Here is a 14,849-nt window from a genome sequence, read left to right on the forward strand (position 1 = left end):
TCAATAATATAATCTATGTTAAGGAGAGAATATTTTATGATTACAAGATTTTTTAGCAATATTTTATCAGTATTTCTATATTTTATATTATCAATTTTAGGTGTTGCTGGTATAATATTCTTGTGTATGATACCTATGTTTTTATATGATTTTAGTTATGACAAATTAATTACCTTAATTGCAAGAATACTATATTTTTCTGACTACTTTATAGTTATTTTATTCTTAATATTTATAATTAATAGTACTAAATACTCACCTTTTATATTTGAAAATGTAAAAAGATTTAAAATAATGGGGTGTTGTTTATTAGTAAATACTATAATTGAATGTATAATTGGTTATGGCTCAAATGCTACTCCTATAATGATATTTGGAGACAATAATGGAGGTATTTCACCACTTATGATTATTTCTTTTATATTTGCGCTAATGTGTTTTGTAATTGCTGAAACATTTGATAAAGCTATAAAAATAAAAGAAGATAATGACTTGACGATATAGAGGTGATGTTATGGCAATTATAGTTAATCTAGATGTAATGATGGCAAAAAGAAAAATATCACTTAAAGATTTAGCTGAAAAAATAGACATTACGAATGCTAATTTATCAATCTTAAAAACTGGCAAAGCAAAAGCCATTAGATTTACTACTTTAAATGAAATTTGTAAAGCTTTAGACTGTCAGCCAGGAGATATACTTGAATATGTAGAAGATGAAAACGATTAAAAAAGAGTGTTTAAAAGCACTCTTTTTTGATTATAATATACAATTCTAATTATTTTGCTGGAACATTTAGACATGTTGCTAAGTCCTTTTCAGGAGTACTAATAGGTATTAAATTAAATGTGTCAACTAAATACTGTAGTACATTTGGACTTATAAATGCTGGTAAGCTTGGTCCTAAATAAATATTTTTTATATCCAGTGATAGTAATGCCAATAAATCTGCTACTGCTTTTTGTTCATACCACGACAATATTATTGAAAGAGGAAGACTATTCACATCTGTGTCAAACGCATCGGCCAAAGCTAAGGCTATTCTTACTGCCGAGTAAGCATCATTACATTGACCAACATCTAATAGTCTAGGTAATCCAGCCACTTCCCCAAAATTCAACTTATTAAATCTGTATTTCCCACATGCAAGAGTTAGAATTATACAATCTTCAGGAACTTGTTTAGCAAATTCTGTATAATAGTTTCTACCAGGTCTTGCACCATCACATCCTCCAATCAAGAAGAAATGTCTTATCTTTCCAGTCTTAACTGCATCTATTATTACAGGTGCATTGCTTAATGTCGCATTATGTCCAAATCCAACTAATATTTCGTGTGGCTCTTCACTTTCCTTAAATCCACCTAATTCTAGTGCTTTATTTATTATTTCACTAAAATCTTTTTCTCCATTTTCATTTTTACCTATATACTTTACGCCATCCCATCCAACAACACTAGTTGTAAAAATTCTATCTTTATAAGAATCTCTAGGTTTCATCAAACAATTTGTTGTCATTAGTATACATCCTGGTATAGAATCAAACTCTTTTTGCTGGTCTTGCCACGCTCCTCCAAAGTTACCTACTAAATGAGAGTATTTATTTAATTCTGGATATCCATGACAAGGAATCATTTCTCCATGAGTATATATGTTTATTCCTTTTCCTTCTGTTTGTTTAAGTAACATTTCTAAATCTTTTAAATCATGCCCTGATACTATTATAAATGGACCTTTTTTTATGTTTACATTTACCTTATGAGGCTCTGGATTTTTATAAATAGTAGTATTAGCTTCATCTAGTTTTTGCATTACAGCAACACTCATATCTCCAGTCTTAAGAGTTAATGTTATTAAATTTTCTAGAGAAATATCGTCATCTGTAATTGCTGATAATGCTCTAAAATAAAATTCATCTACTTGATTATTATAATATCCAAGTTCTCTAGCTTGATGTCCATAAGCACTTATACCTTTTAATCCGTAAAGTATAGTCATTCTAAGTGAGCGTATGTCAGGATTTAAACTCTCATCAAACATTATTCCAGCTCTCTTAGCGTCTTCTAACATTTGACTTCTTGTATCACTTAAATTATATTCAGTATATTCATTACTTTTAATAGGTTCTTTAATTTTTTCTCTTAGTTTTTGCTTTATCTCTTGTGATTTTCTAAGCATCTCTTCATGAACATCACCATCAAAATTAACATTCGTTAAAGTTGTAAACAGACTATTTTCTACAAAAGAAACTATTTCTTTATCTATTTTTTCTCCATTGTCTATAATAGCTTTAGCATAGCAGCTTATTCCTTTTAACTGATAAATTAATAAATCTTGAAGTGCTGCTATTTCTGGTGTTTTACCACAAACACCTATCTTGGTACATCCTTTTCCACCTACTGTTTGTTCGCACTGGTAGCAAAACATAGAATTTTCCATTTGCTTATACCTCCTTTTATATCATTACATAGTTTATCCAAATATGTTATAGATTATAAAATTATATTAAAGCTTCCAAGCTATATAAGTATTCTTTTACAAAACATACAGTTTTCAGGAAGTATATATTAACTTTAGCAATATAAAATTTGACCAGATGATAATTAGCTGTTAAATATTATTTTTATATGAAAATTTTCAGATTTTTTTCTATAGATTTAAATTAAATTATCCTATATTATTATAATTTTCATTCATTTTGTTATTACAATTTTATCTATTCAATAAAAAAGAAAGTACTATTTTAAAAGAGTTTTTTCTTTTTTATTGAATATTTTTTTGGTAGCTTAAAGTAATGATACTCTACTTAATTAATATAAATAGCCTAAATGAAATTGTCAAACTTACAAATTATTATATTTATTTCTATAATAATGAATGTATTCAAGTAAAAAATGGTATGAGTCCAGTTTAATACAGTACTCATACCATTTAAAGTTTTTAAGTGTATACTTGATAGTAGCAAATCTAAAAATAGTACTATCTTAAATAAATACAAGTAACTTAGTAAAAACGTATTGTGCTATTTTCTTAAATATTCCCTTTCTTTATTAATACTTTATGATGCATGTAAATTTAAATCCATATACTTATTTTCTGAATATATCAATTGCATGGCTTGTAATACCTAATAAATCTTCACGTTCACAAGTAGCAAAATGGTATTTCAAATATAATTCAAATGCGTCATTGTCCATCGCGTCTACTGATTCACGCATAAATAAGGTGCAGCCATCTGTCGCGACGTAATGCAATCGGGTTACAGGAAATACAGACATCAAATCATCAATATTTTCTTTACGTACAAGTTCAAATAAATCCTTTGGTTTGGACTTGGCAGCAAATGTCAGAGAATCAATCAATCCTTGTTCAATATATTCAGTAACATCTATATTGCCACGTTTAAATCCTTCGTCAAGAAGACAGCCATCAGATATGACATATGCAGCAAAAATCACACCACCCTGTTTTGTTACACGAATTGCCTCTCGCAGAGCTTGTTGTTTATCTTCTATGCTATAAAGATGGTATAACGGACCTAACAGTAGTGTAATATCATATTCATTGTCAGAGAAAGCAGATAAATCCATGGCATTCCCTTGAGTAATGGTTATATTTTCACCTAATTGGGTATTTTCATGGAAAATATCTATATTATGCTCTACTAACTCCACCGCGTCAACGTCATATCCTTGACGTGCCAGTGTGTGAGAATATCGTCCAGTTCCAGCACCGACTTCAAGCACGTGGTTGCCAGGCTTTATATACTTCTCAATGTAATGCATAGTAGTGAGGAATTCAACTGATCCATGTTTTAATGCCAGTCGACTATCTTCATCATAATTATTGTAAAAATCAATTAAGTATTGGTTTGTTTTCATATTGCACCTCTTCTATATTAGTTAATAAACATTAAATAGATAAATTCCAATCTGGTTTTTCTTGTCTTATAAAAGCTGACAGTATATTTCTCACCATTTTTTCAGTACTATTTCTATCTAATATTAATTTTTTCGTAGCTGTTAAAACTGCTATGCCGTGGGTATAAAGGAATAAATCCAAAAATATTACTTTTGCATGTTCTAATTCTATTCCAACGGTTTCTGAAAAAGATATTGCCTTTTTTTCATTGTCAATCTCTTTATAAAAATCATTAGTCTTTGTCATATTCAAATCCATATCATTTATAAATAATAGCTTGAATAAATGTGTTTCTTCTTGAGCAAATTCAATGTATGAAAGAGGAATGATTAAATATTGACTGACATTTACAGAATTACGATAATTATTAACATACTGCTCATAGTATTCATATGCAAAAGTAAGAAATTCGCTTTTTAATTCATCCATGTTTTCATAACAAGTAAAAATAGGTCGAGTAGAACATTGTAATTTACTTGCAATACTCCTAGCATTTACAGTTTCAAACCCTGTTTCCTTTGTAATCTCCAATACAGTATTCAAAATCATTTCTTTTGTTATTTTTGCTTTAGGTGGCATTAAATTTCACTTCCTTATTGGCAATTTTTTAATTACATACGTTATATAACTATTGTTGCATATCGAGTTAACTATGTCAATAGAGAGTTTTTCACTTTTCGTACTTTGGCTCTCGCTGGAACTTGAAAAATCACGCTTATTGTTGTCAGCCCTAATTCCTGTGAAAAATTGAATGACTTAGCTTTAAGTTTTATTGCATAGAAAAAGGAAGACAAAAGCCTTATTACCTTTTCCTCTGTTTAAAAAATTATAACATTATTATTCATATACAGAATAAGATTTATCTTATATTTTCATCTATAAACATTGATTTTTCAACATTCTATATTTTAGATTGTATATACATGTAAGTTAAATATTTTATTCACAGTTTTTGTATGAGTTTTCCACAATTTATTAATATTTTTATCCGCAACAAAAAAGGTAGTAATTATAATTAAATAGTTACTACCTTTTTATCTAATATTTAAATTTAATTTATCTATTACTAAAATAAATCTAAATGCAATTTAAGAAGTTAAATAGTTAAATATTATATTAAAGCATAATGGTAATGACAAAAATATAAAATTCTTTATAGTCATAAGTTTTATCTCATCATTTTTATCTTCTTCATTAAAATAATTATCTTGATAAAAGGTAGCTCTATTTTGGTAACCTGTTTTTAATACTCCATTTTGAATTAATAGTAGTATAAAAAAGATTGCCAGTAAAATAAAGTTATAATTTTTTTCTTTTAATATAAAATTAATCGTAATAACTATAAAGCTATGTAAAATCCATAAAATTTTTTTCATAAAAAGCACCTAAATTCTATATTTGTATTTTATGCTAAACCAAATTTAGTTCCTATAAAAACATCTACATAATCAGTCCGAGTGGCACTTGATACACTTCTCTTTATCTTTGTACATATACTAAAAAATCATCAATACTGATATTTCAAATGATACAAATTTTTTAATTTTATAAGGATATCTACTTATTTACATAAATTATAGTATAAATTTTGAGAAATTTAAATCTATTTCTGCAAAATAATTATTTTTTTGCTATTCATTATCTCATTATTAATTTTTATTATATATATTTGTAATACTTTATATACTTTTTGTACTTATCTTACTGATATACTTTGATTAAGAAAGATAAATCTTATATAAGTTGGTGATTATAAAAAAGAAAATAATATCTTAAAGGAGGTTTTTCTATTGAAGTTACAAGAAAAATGGATTGATTTATTAAATCCAAAATATATTGAAAACGAGGAAAAAAGAAAGAAAATACAGATTATAATATTTTTTTCTATAACTTTTGGTTTAACTTATTTACTAGGTTTACTATTATATTTCAATAAGTTTATTGACCCAGAAAACTTTGCATCATTCATGATGATATTGCCTTTATCTTCTGTCGCTATTGCAAAATTTTACTCAGAAGGAAAAACTAATAATGAGTATAAGTTTTATTCATTAGTAATATTACTTTTTCTTAGTTATTTTTTATTATTTATTGCTAGATCATTTAACTTAATAAACCTCAATCAATATCAATTAGTGAATTCTATATTAATTTTAATAAGCAGTTTATATCTTATTATTCATTCTTTTAAATCAAATGAACTGTATATTCTAAAAAATGTAAGAACAGGTACTTTATTAGTTGTCTACTTTATATTTTCTCAAATTATTCTTGGATTAATAATAAGTAGAAATAATCTTAATTATAATGGTATTTTATTTTATCTTAACCTTATTATAATATCACTAATATATATTTATCCTTTTTTGTCTGAAGAATATGCCTGGAGATGTTTTTTACAAAGTATTTTCTTTGATAAATTTGGTAAAAAAATAGGTGTTATAATTGTAGGAGTTTGTTGGAGTTTATGGCATTTACCTTTACAATTTACATTCTATAGTCCAGATGCTCCAATAATGGGAAGTGTAATTCATTTAATTTATGGAATCGGACTTTCTATATTTTTAGGTTATGTTTATTTGAAAACTAAAAATATATGGTTTTGTTCTATAATTCATGCTTTAATTAATAGTTTGGATGTTATTTGTAATAGTTCTGAAATGTCACTTAGCTATTATATTATTTTAGAAAGACTTATATTTGTATCATTATTTTATCTTCCTTTCCTCTTTACAAAAGAATATAAACATCATACATAAAAAAATTATTATGCTAGAGGAGGTATCTACTATGAATTTGGGGAATATCAATCTTATACTTATTGGAATAGGAATTATAATATTAACTACAATAATAGCCTTAATTAAACATAAAATTGGTTTTTGTAGTGATGAATATTTAGATAAATTAGAATTAAAGTATGGAAATATAGATAGAAAAAGAACTGTTAAACTGGAAGTGCTTTATCGCTACGCAATAAGCTTTGAATACATAGCAATAGGCTTATTTACAAGAATATTAGACATTACAATAATAAAAATGATATTAGCAACTATTATAACAACAATGTTATATTATTTAATTAGAAAAAGGTATATTGTTCTATAAACTTTAAATTTATTAAAAAAGAAGGTGGCAACTAACTCTAGTTACTACCTTCTAATCTATCTACTTCACTAAATTTTCTATTTCACTAAATGCTTTTTCATTTCCATCTCCACCAATTTGAATTATATTTCTAAATTCTCTTTTATTTATTAAACTTTTTTGAGTATCACTTATTCCATCTCCAACTAATATTACTGGTGATTCTGTCTTACCTGCAAGTACTCCTACTGATAAAGCGTCAACTAAATCATCTTCTCTATTTTCTCCATTTTTTGCAATATATAAATTATCTAAAATGTTATTATCATAAAAATAGTCTATTACTTTTGAGTTAGTTTCTCCTCTATCTTCTCCAGCTATTTTAATTACATATGGAAGTTTATCTCCAATATCTTTATTAAATAGACTATCTCCACCCACTACATATGATTTTGATATATCCTTATTATCAATCAATTCTTCTATAGCTTTCATATCATCATTTTCGTTAGTAAGAAGTATTGGCATTTTCTCTTTTGCTGATACTGCTCCCATACTTACTGCATCAGCGAGTCCTTTTTCTCCATTTACTAAAACTAATTTAGACAGTTTATTTTCTTTATGTAATTCTTTTGCTAGTTTTATTGAAGTATCATATCTATCATTCCCAGATATTCTTATTATATTTAAACCTTTGTCTTTTAAATATTTCTCAATACTAGCATCTACAGAATTAAATCCACCAATTATGTAGATAGTTTTTGCACCTAATCTATTTATTTCATTTTCTGTTAGTTGATTTAAATCATCATTTTGAGTAAGCAGTATTGGGGCATTTTTAGCTTTTGCAAATGGTGTAGCTGATAGTGCATCGGATATACTAGAACTATTTATAAGTACTACATTATCTGCATTATCCCAGCCTTTTTTACTTATTTTTATTGAAGTCTCATATATATCAGAACCTACTAAAGAATCTTTCTTTGTTACTATTGACTTTGGAGTATAAGAACCTCCTCCAGATGATTCTTTTGGTTCTCTCTGTTTTTCCCAATAAAGGGATATGAGTTTTTTGTTCCTACTTACATCTAATGTTTTAAGCATATTATTAATACAGTTTAAATGTGTAAGTTCTAGATTATTGCTTACATCTAATGTTTTCAAGTCATTACTATAACAATATAATTCTTTAAGTTCTGGATTATTACTTACATCTAATATTTTTAAGTTATTACTATAACAATATAAGTTTTCAAGTTTTGGATTATTGCTTACATATAATGTTTTCAAGTCATTACCACCACATCTTAAATCTTTAAGTTCTGGATTATTACTTACATCTAATGTTTTTAAGTTATTATCACGACAATATAAGTTTTCAAGTTTTGGATTATTGCTTACATCTAATGTTTTCAAGTCATTATCATCACAATATAATTCTTTAAGTTTTGGATTATTACTTACATCTAATATTTTTAAGCCATTACCAAAACAACTTAAATGTGTAAGTTCTGGATTATTACTTATATCTAATGTTTTTAGGTTATTATTATAACAATATAGTATTTCAAGTTTTTTGTTTTTACTTATATCCAATGTTTTAATATTACTACCACCAAAATTTAAACCTGTGAGTTTTAGATTATTACTTACATCTAATGTTTCCAAGTTATTTCCATAACAACTTAGAGTCTCAAGTTCTAGATTATTACTTACATCTAATATTTCCAAGTTATTATTACTACAATATAACCATTTTAAATTAACGAAATAATTAACTCCAGATAAATCTTTTATTGATTTTTCATATACAGCCAATTCATCTATAGCTTCAATTCTATCCTTAGAGTCTGTAGATATAAGGACATTTTCATCTTTTATAGATAGAATATCACAAAGATATGCTCTAAAATTTGCATCTGGAAAAGCTTGTACCATTGTCAATGTATCTAAAGCGGGTATAGTAGTCCTCTTTTCTATCTGTTTTTTTAAATTGCTATTCATTTTAATTTCTAATGCGTTTACTCCTCCAACTGAAGACAGTATTGTTATACTTGATAATACTAAAATAAATATTTTTTTACTAACCCATTTCATTTGATATTACCCTCTTTAACAATAATATAATTTTATATAGAATTTAACATATTTTTACATTTTTAGCAATAATTCTAAAATGTATTCTAATATATAAATAATAGTAAATTATCCATTGAAGAATTGTCCATTTTTAATTAAATTTTATATTATTAAGAATGTATTTTAAATACACATTCACAGGTATAACTTAGGTAATGAAAATATATAAAAAAAGGTGATAAGTTTAACCTACCACTTTTAGTTATATGTAATATTTTCTAATTTCAATATATTTCTATCAATTAAATCTATTTGTTTATAAAATCTAACGCTTTGTAAAGTGTATCAAATCTATCATTCCCCTTTATCATAGTGTATTTTTCTTTATTTATAGAACTTATCTTATTACATACTCCTCCACCTATAATATATAAATTTTCTGTTTGATATGGCTTATAATCTTTTATATCACAAACTAAACATTCACTCTCTTTATAATTCCAACTGACTATTTGTGCTAATACCTTTTCAATTTCTCCTTAAAAAACTACTGTATGCTTATACATTTGTTTCACTTCAATATTATCTATTTTCTTATTTAATATACCCTCTGCTATAAGTTTCGCAACCGTATTTTTATTTTTAATATAATAGTCTGTATCAATTTTGCTGTCTACGAAACATACTTCGATTAGAATTGCTGGTGCTTTTGACCAAGCCAGTAAAGACCTCTTACATCTGATTTTACATCCCTATTTTTAAATACTGTTGCTAATTTATCATTTACTCTATTTGCATACACTTTGCCATTATTAGTTTTGTATATTGTTTCTGCACCCATAGAATTTAGTGTTGTACTATTTACATTGAAGTGAATTTGTACTGCTAAGTCTATGTCTTGTTTATTTGTTATTTGACATTGTTCAGATAGATAATTATTCGATTTATCTTATAAGTATATACAGTTGCTCCACCTTGTTTCAACCATCTAACAATTAAATCAGTTAGTATTCTATTTTCTTTTCCTTCATCTATATAACCAACTGCTCCTGTTACTTTACCTGTTAGCGTATGCTCTGTTATTATTGCTATTTTCATTATTTATTTTCCTACTTTAACTGTTTGTAAGTTTGATTTATACCTATTGATATCCCCCAACAAATTACAACGTGTAAGATTGAGGTTGGATTTAATCCTAGAGTCCATACTGAAAAACCTATTCCAAGTGCTAATAAGACTACTGGAATATCTTTATTATTTAGTTATTTATATTTTTTGCATCCTTTACCCATAATAAAGAGAACAGCTACTAAAATTAGTAACTGCTCAGGTATAAAACTTATTAAATTATCCATTCTTGACTGGTTTTCCTTATTCATCTAAGAATCTGTCATTTGCTACATATTTTACATCGTCAATTTTTGTCGTATTTTGGGCTAAAAAAGCACTTAAATTACTCATATTATTTTAATCTCCTCTTATTGTATTTTTTTATATAAAAAATACACATCTATAATTTATAAATGTGTATTTTAATATTGTACCTGATATTAAATCGAACTTTTCAACTATCTATTGCAATAAACAAAGTCAATGCTGGATAAAACCATATCAACATATTATTTTTAGCATTTAAATCTACTACAGTTCTATTATTTTATATACTTATTTTTTCTATTATTATTAAATTATAGTTTCTTATTTTTTCTTCTTAACTTTTAATTTCTCATAATAAAATAAATATTCTTTCAAATACTTTTCATCCATATTAATCTCTTCCAAAGTATAAAATTCAACTTCAAAGATTAATATCCTTCAAAAACTATTCGACAATTACAAAATACTCAAATTTTCGCTTTTAAGAATTATTTTTTAGAGAATTTATTCCATCCAATAATACTTTAGAATCTATTTTTAAATATCTAGAATACATCCAAACAACTGGACTACGAATCCTACCTTTAGAACAAGCAATTATTATCTTTTTACTATTGTTATCACTAATAGATAGGAGTTTATTTTTTATCTTTTTGCGATTTTTTATTAAACCATATAAAACAATAATTCCTGCAATAGGCTTATTCCTGTGCAAAAAGTCATATTCTTTTTCATTAATAACAGAGATATTATGTTCTAATTTAGTTATACTACCATATTCTGTTGGTGTACGTACATCAACAGTTACTTCATCAACGATTTCACTATGTTTGATTAGATATTGTGGACATAATTTTTTCATGTATACATCTAAGGTCTGCATAAGTATATCTCCTTAATTTTCTGCATAATATATTAATTTATTATACTATAAAACAAGTCTACTCTTACAGTTGTTTATCAATATAAATTTATAATTATTCTAAAAAGATTTTAAATATATCACAAGATTTATACAAACATTTTACTTAAGTTTAATTGAATCTTTAAAGTGTTATTTTCATAAGGTTTTATATCTTCTAAATTTAAATACACAACTTCTCTTTTATTCATTTACTGCCTTCAATCCATTAGACAAAAAAAGAACACTTGCTAGTGTTCTTTAATATACTTTTATTGGTATTCTAAATTCTTTTGTCTTCATATTATCAGCTGATAATACCACCTCTATATAAACTTCTTTTTTAAGCATAACACAGTTTTTAAAATTAAATTGCTCTATTCTAAAATTTATTCCTTTATGAATTGTGGTATTATCTTTTGGATGCCATCTGAGCTCACTATTTATTTGTTCAAAGTTATTATTTTCTTCAATATCCACTTCCATATTAATAAATTTCAAACTTAATATAGGGCTTTTTGCAACAATTGTACTTTTATTTTCTATTACAAAATCAACTAAGTTATTACTATGAATCTTAGTATATATATCAGATTTATCATCTATATTATTCGAATCAAGTCTAATATATCCATTACCATTTTCATAATAATCACCAGCCATATTATTCTCGTTATTTCTTCTATATTTTAATATCAATTTGGCTTGTTTATTAGACTCCATAAAAGCTATAATTGATATAATCAAGGCTGCTATTGATGCAAATGATGCAATTACAGAAATTATATTTATATAGTTACCAAGAAATTCATTAAACTGATTGAGCATATCTTTTTCTCCTTAAAAACATTACTTTATCTTATTATAGTTGTATAATATTTTTTACATTTATTTTTAATTTATTACACAAACTTCTTACATAAAAAAAGACCATCTATAAAGATGATTCTCTAGACTAAGTATCTATGTTTTTGTTTATACTCTGTAACAGCATCATTTCATGCCTCTTGCTCTCTTATTCCTTTTTCTCTAGCAATTCTTTGTGCTATCTTCCTAATTAATTCAGCACTTTTTAATATTCCTATACTAACCACTTCCTTATCTCTATTTTACATTATATCATATAATAAAGAATAAAGCTAATTATTAGCCAACAGACCCTAAGATTAGTTTAAATAATTTCTATTAATTCTTTAATCTTTTTATATACTTCTTCAAATTTCATAATTTCATTCTCCTTTTAATTTATTGTATAAAAAAAGACCATCGGTTAAGATAACCTTTTAATTTATTTTTTCATTGAACTAGTTACCCAATATTCAATACAATATGCTATAAAATAATATGATAAATACAATGCCATTTCTGTACTATCAAATTTTAGATATATCATAATAATAATCGAGCCTAGAAGTGATATTAATGCTGGAATTTTCCAATTTATTTGCTTGATAGCACATATTATACCATTAACTAAAAATGAAAATGGAATAAATAATACTATACCTAAAATAAGAGCTCCTTTTATATCCATATTGCTTAATCCTAAACTATTAGTTATTATATTTTCAAATGATAGAACAAATATTATAATCATTGTTAGTAATGGTAGCAATGTCCCTAAAATATTTTTCTTCATAGTTATCACTCCTAACTAATTTAGGTTATTTTCCCATAGATTTAATTTTTAAAAGATAAAATACCCTCTATAAAGATAATCATTTTAAATCTTATGTATTTTTATTTCTAATCTTTACACCAATTTCTGTCAGTCTTCCCCTTTATATAAGTTCTCACTATTTCACCACAATCTAAGCATAAGTCAGAATATGTTTTAGATACCTTAGAGGAAAATCTTGTATTATATTCTAAACCAGTTTTATATATAACAAATCCTGATTCGCTAACTGTAGAAATACCTTGCTCTATATTTTCGCTACCGCAATTAGGACATTTCATAGTTATCTCCCTTATGTTTTATTTTATTATACACTAATTTATTCTTTAATTTCTCTTTTAAATACAGCAATACCTTCAATCCAATTTATCTGAAATAAATCCCATCCATCTTTTCCTAGATTATTAAATTCCTCTTCTAAAATAGGTATCCGTACATCATTTATAGTCTTACCTTTATTAAAAAGTGGTGTAGCTGGTAACTGAAAAAATTTATACTCATACATATCCATACCTCCTAGTAATTATTTTCTTTTATATTGCCATAGTATAAAAAAGACCATCTATCAAAATGACCTTTTAATTTAATCTATTTTTTATTTTTACACCATTTCTTATTGGTATTATCTTTTATGTAAGTTCTCACTATTTCACCACAGTCTAAACATAAATCTGAATAGATAATGGATTGTACAGGAAGAGTTTTATTTATAACTTTATCTAACTTTCCATCTCCTATATACTTCAATCCAATAGTTTCAGCATATATACCTCCAGTTGTTAAAATACCTATTTCTATATTTTCACTTCCACAGTTAGGACATTTCATATTTATACCTCTTTAATTAATTATTTTCTTTCATATTATCATCACACATTAAAAGACCTAGTCCACTAGCTAAATCCTTTTAAATTAAAGTTTTTTATATTTTTGCTGATTTTTTAGTGTCTTATCTAAAACTTCTATATGGGAATTACCATCATTATTTGCGTAGTTAAAAAATTTTGAACCTAATTGTGCACGACTACTTTCAGAAATTCTATTCCACTCGAAACCCCTAAATAATTCTTTGACTATAAATACCTCATTAGTTTTTAAATCAGAAATTGTATTTTTTGATATTTCAAATAAATCTTGTAGAGTTGTACTTGAATCTATTTTCATATTTGACCACCTCTTTATAAACTAATGGTTATTAGATATATAGTAACAGCTTATTATCTTACAGTCAAATATAGTCTCATGGTTATACTAAAAATCATAATCTAAAAAGTAAAAAATACTAAATATGGACGAACTTAGTATCTTTAGGGAGATACATAATATGTTGCAGTTTCTGGGAATTAAACCTAGATTAAACCATTACTTGTATAGTGAGTGAGATTGCCAAGCCTCACTCAATTTTTAGACCTCTGAATTAAAATAAAATTGTATGAGATTTTTAATCTCAATTCAAATACTTAATATAGTCAATAGATTTTGAACATAGTCAGAATTAAACAAATAGCATCCTCATGATTTGCCTAGTATGTTCATATAATCTATAATAATCTCTTAATATATTTTTAATTTTGAGATGGAAACATTTCATTTCCACAATACTATTATCTTATGTCTGAAACAAAAAACTGCACATTTTCAGCATTTAAAAGTGGCTATAGTTTTAATTTACTTTGTAATCCAACAATTTAAAAAGTGATTCCTGCTCTATTAAGGCTTTCTTTCCAAATAATGCTATTGATATTGAACTTATTGATTGACCAGCTCTTATATTTAGTTATCTATATTCACAATAAAAAACTATGAT

General features: G+C 25.7%; 19 protein-coding genes. 4 read left to right on the forward strand and 15 right to left on the reverse strand.

Annotated elements, in window-relative coordinates; all coding sequences use genetic code 11:
* Positions 1 to 36 precede the first annotated feature (36 nt).
* The gene (locus ACTG44_RS10650; protein ID WP_479918980.1) at positions 37 to 504 is read left to right on the forward strand and encodes a DUF2975 domain-containing protein; all 468 of its coding nucleotides are present in this window, start codon (positions 37 to 39) and stop codon (positions 502 to 504) included.
* A 10-nt stretch (positions 505 to 514) separates the two neighbouring features.
* Complete coding sequence (locus tag ACTG44_RS10655; RefSeq protein ID WP_021384856.1) at positions 515 to 730, forward strand: helix-turn-helix domain-containing protein; 216 nt, start codon at positions 515 to 517, stop codon at positions 728 to 730.
* A 49-nt stretch (positions 731 to 779) separates the two neighbouring features.
* Here the strand turns inward: ACTG44_RS10655 and hcp are convergent, their stop codons facing one another.
* The 4 genes from hcp to ACTG44_RS10675 all read right to left on the reverse strand — a co-directional run bounded on the left by hcp (position 780) and on the right by ACTG44_RS10675 (position 5,296).
* Complete coding sequence (gene hcp / locus ACTG44_RS10660; protein ID WP_479918981.1) at positions 780 to 2,438, reverse strand: hydroxylamine reductase; 1,659 nt, start codon at positions 2,436 to 2,438, stop codon at positions 780 to 782.
* Between the two features lie 650 nt (positions 2,439 to 3,088).
* The gene (locus tag ACTG44_RS10665) at positions 3,089 to 3,880 is read right to left on the reverse strand and encodes a class I SAM-dependent methyltransferase (RefSeq protein ID WP_479920440.1); all 792 of its coding nucleotides are present in this window, start codon (positions 3,878 to 3,880) and stop codon (positions 3,089 to 3,091) included.
* Positions 3,881 to 3,911: 31 nt separating this feature from the next.
* Complete coding sequence (locus ACTG44_RS10670) at positions 3,912 to 4,499, reverse strand: TetR/AcrR family transcriptional regulator (RefSeq protein ID WP_479918982.1); 588 nt, start codon at positions 4,497 to 4,499, stop codon at positions 3,912 to 3,914.
* Positions 4,500 to 5,008: 509 nt separating this feature from the next.
* Entirely contained in the window at positions 5,009 to 5,296 is a 288-nt protein-coding gene (locus ACTG44_RS10675; RefSeq protein ID WP_479918983.1) for a hypothetical protein, read from the reverse strand.
* A 414-nt stretch (positions 5,297 to 5,710) separates the two neighbouring features.
* Here ACTG44_RS10675 and ACTG44_RS10680 point away from each other — a divergent pair, with 414 nt between their 5' ends.
* Together ACTG44_RS10680 and ACTG44_RS10685 are read left to right on the forward strand one after the other, a co-directional pair.
* On the forward strand, positions 5,711 to 6,679 hold the full coding sequence (locus ACTG44_RS10680; protein ID WP_479920441.1) for a CPBP family intramembrane glutamic endopeptidase: 969 nt from the start codon (positions 5,711 to 5,713) through the stop codon (positions 6,677 to 6,679).
* A 31-nt stretch (positions 6,680 to 6,710) separates the two neighbouring features.
* Complete coding sequence (locus ACTG44_RS10685; RefSeq protein ID WP_479918985.1) at positions 6,711 to 7,028, forward strand: hypothetical protein; 318 nt, start codon at positions 6,711 to 6,713, stop codon at positions 7,026 to 7,028.
* 60 nt (positions 7,029 to 7,088) lie between these two features.
* Here ACTG44_RS10685 and ACTG44_RS10690 read toward each other — a convergent pair whose 3' ends face one another.
* From ACTG44_RS10690 to ACTG44_RS10740, 11 genes are all read right to left on the reverse strand, one after another.
* Entirely contained in the window at positions 7,089 to 9,104 is a 2,016-nt protein-coding gene (locus tag ACTG44_RS10690) for a cell wall-binding repeat-containing protein (RefSeq protein WP_479920442.1), read from the reverse strand.
* A gap of 673 nt (positions 9,105 to 9,777) precedes the next feature.
* Positions 9,778 to 9,999 carry an N-acetylmuramoyl-L-alanine amidase gene (locus ACTG44_RS10695; protein WP_479920292.1) on the reverse strand — a complete coding sequence of 74 codons (222 nt, stop codon included), beginning with the start codon at positions 9,997 to 9,999 and terminating at the stop codon, positions 9,778 to 9,780.
* A complete protein-coding gene (locus ACTG44_RS10700; RefSeq protein WP_479918987.1) occupies positions 9,996 to 10,184 on the reverse strand; it encodes a hypothetical protein in 189 nt (62 codons plus the stop codon). The genes ACTG44_RS10695 and ACTG44_RS10700 overlap by 4 nt, the downstream gene beginning before the upstream one ends.
* Before the next feature lie 11 nt (positions 10,185 to 10,195).
* Positions 10,196 to 10,333 carry a phage holin family protein gene (locus ACTG44_RS10705; protein WP_479920293.1) on the reverse strand — a complete coding sequence of 46 codons (138 nt, stop codon included), beginning with the start codon at positions 10,331 to 10,333 and terminating at the stop codon, positions 10,196 to 10,198.
* A gap of 611 nt (positions 10,334 to 10,944) precedes the next feature.
* Positions 10,945 to 11,346: a hypothetical protein gene (locus ACTG44_RS10710; protein ID WP_479918988.1), complete on the reverse strand. Its 402-nt coding sequence runs from the start codon at positions 11,344 to 11,346 to the stop codon at positions 10,945 to 10,947.
* A gap of 279 nt (positions 11,347 to 11,625) precedes the next feature.
* The gene (locus ACTG44_RS10715; RefSeq protein WP_021384867.1) at positions 11,626 to 12,192 is read right to left on the reverse strand and encodes a hypothetical protein; all 567 of its coding nucleotides are present in this window, start codon (positions 12,190 to 12,192) and stop codon (positions 11,626 to 11,628) included.
* Between the two features lie 460 nt (positions 12,193 to 12,652).
* Positions 12,653 to 13,003 carry a hypothetical protein gene (locus tag ACTG44_RS10720; RefSeq protein ID WP_479918989.1) on the reverse strand — a complete coding sequence of 117 codons (351 nt, stop codon included), beginning with the start codon at positions 13,001 to 13,003 and terminating at the stop codon, positions 12,653 to 12,655.
* 107 nt (positions 13,004 to 13,110) lie between these two features.
* Positions 13,111 to 13,323, reverse strand: coding sequence for a hypothetical protein (locus tag ACTG44_RS10725; protein ID WP_479918990.1), 213 nt, complete (start codon positions 13,321 to 13,323; stop codon positions 13,111 to 13,113).
* 38 nt (positions 13,324 to 13,361) lie between these two features.
* On the reverse strand, positions 13,362 to 13,547 hold the full coding sequence (locus ACTG44_RS10730; RefSeq protein WP_169470346.1) for a DUF4177 domain-containing protein: 186 nt from the start codon (positions 13,545 to 13,547) through the stop codon (positions 13,362 to 13,364).
* 83 nt (positions 13,548 to 13,630) lie between these two features.
* Positions 13,631 to 13,870 carry a hypothetical protein gene (locus ACTG44_RS10735; RefSeq protein ID WP_479918991.1) on the reverse strand — a complete coding sequence of 80 codons (240 nt, stop codon included), beginning with the start codon at positions 13,868 to 13,870 and terminating at the stop codon, positions 13,631 to 13,633.
* A gap of 84 nt (positions 13,871 to 13,954) precedes the next feature.
* The gene (locus ACTG44_RS10740; RefSeq protein WP_479918992.1) at positions 13,955 to 14,206 is read right to left on the reverse strand and encodes a DUF1413 domain-containing protein; all 252 of its coding nucleotides are present in this window, start codon (positions 14,204 to 14,206) and stop codon (positions 13,955 to 13,957) included.
* Positions 14,207 to 14,849: the final 643 nt, after the last annotated feature.

The organism is Clostridioides sp. LIBA-2809, from assembly GCF_056688965.1.

Coding starts and splice junctions, on each gene's coding strand:
- ACTG44_RS10735 (WP_479918991.1), bottom strand. CDS start 13,870: ATGAAATGTCCTAACTGTGGAAGTGAAAATATAGAAATAGGTATTTTA.
- ACTG44_RS10665 (WP_479920440.1), bottom strand. CDS start 3,880: ATGAAAACAAACCAATACTTAATTGATTTTTACAATAATTATGATGAA.
- ACTG44_RS10690 (WP_479920442.1), bottom strand. CDS start 9,104: ATGAAATGGGTTAGTAAAAAAATATTTATTTTAGTATTATCAAGTATA.
- ACTG44_RS10710 (WP_479918988.1), bottom strand. CDS start 11,346: ATGCAGACCTTAGATGTATACATGAAAAAATTATGTCCACAATATCTA.
- ACTG44_RS10740 (WP_479918992.1), bottom strand. CDS start 14,206: ATGAAAATAGATTCAAGTACAACTCTACAAGATTTATTTGAAATATCA.
- ACTG44_RS10650 (WP_479918980.1), top strand. CDS start 37: ATGATTACAAGATTTTTTAGCAATATTTTATCAGTATTTCTATATTTT.
- ACTG44_RS10730 (WP_169470346.1), bottom strand. CDS start 13,547: ATGTATGAGTATAAATTTTTTCAGTTACCAGCTACACCACTTTTTAAT.
- ACTG44_RS10700 (WP_479918987.1), bottom strand. CDS start 10,184: ATGAAAATAGCAATAATAACAGAGCATACGCTAACAGGTAAAGTAACA.
- ACTG44_RS10685 (WP_479918985.1), top strand. CDS start 6,711: ATGAATTTGGGGAATATCAATCTTATACTTATTGGAATAGGAATTATA.
- ACTG44_RS10670 (WP_479918982.1), bottom strand. CDS start 4,499: ATGCCACCTAAAGCAAAAATAACAAAAGAAATGATTTTGAATACTGTA.
- ACTG44_RS10655 (WP_021384856.1), top strand. CDS start 515: ATGGCAATTATAGTTAATCTAGATGTAATGATGGCAAAAAGAAAAATA.
- ACTG44_RS10725 (WP_479918990.1), bottom strand. CDS start 13,323: ATGAAATGTCCTAATTGCGGTAGCGAAAATATAGAGCAAGGTATTTCT.
- ACTG44_RS10720 (WP_479918989.1), bottom strand. CDS start 13,003: ATGAAGAAAAATATTTTAGGGACATTGCTACCATTACTAACAATGATT.
- ACTG44_RS10675 (WP_479918983.1), bottom strand. CDS start 5,296: ATGAAAAAAATTTTATGGATTTTACATAGCTTTATAGTTATTACGATT.
- hcp (WP_479918981.1), bottom strand. CDS start 2,438: ATGGAAAATTCTATGTTTTGCTACCAGTGCGAACAAACAGTAGGTGGA.
- ACTG44_RS10715 (WP_021384867.1), bottom strand. CDS start 12,192: ATGCTCAATCAGTTTAATGAATTTCTTGGTAACTATATAAATATAATT.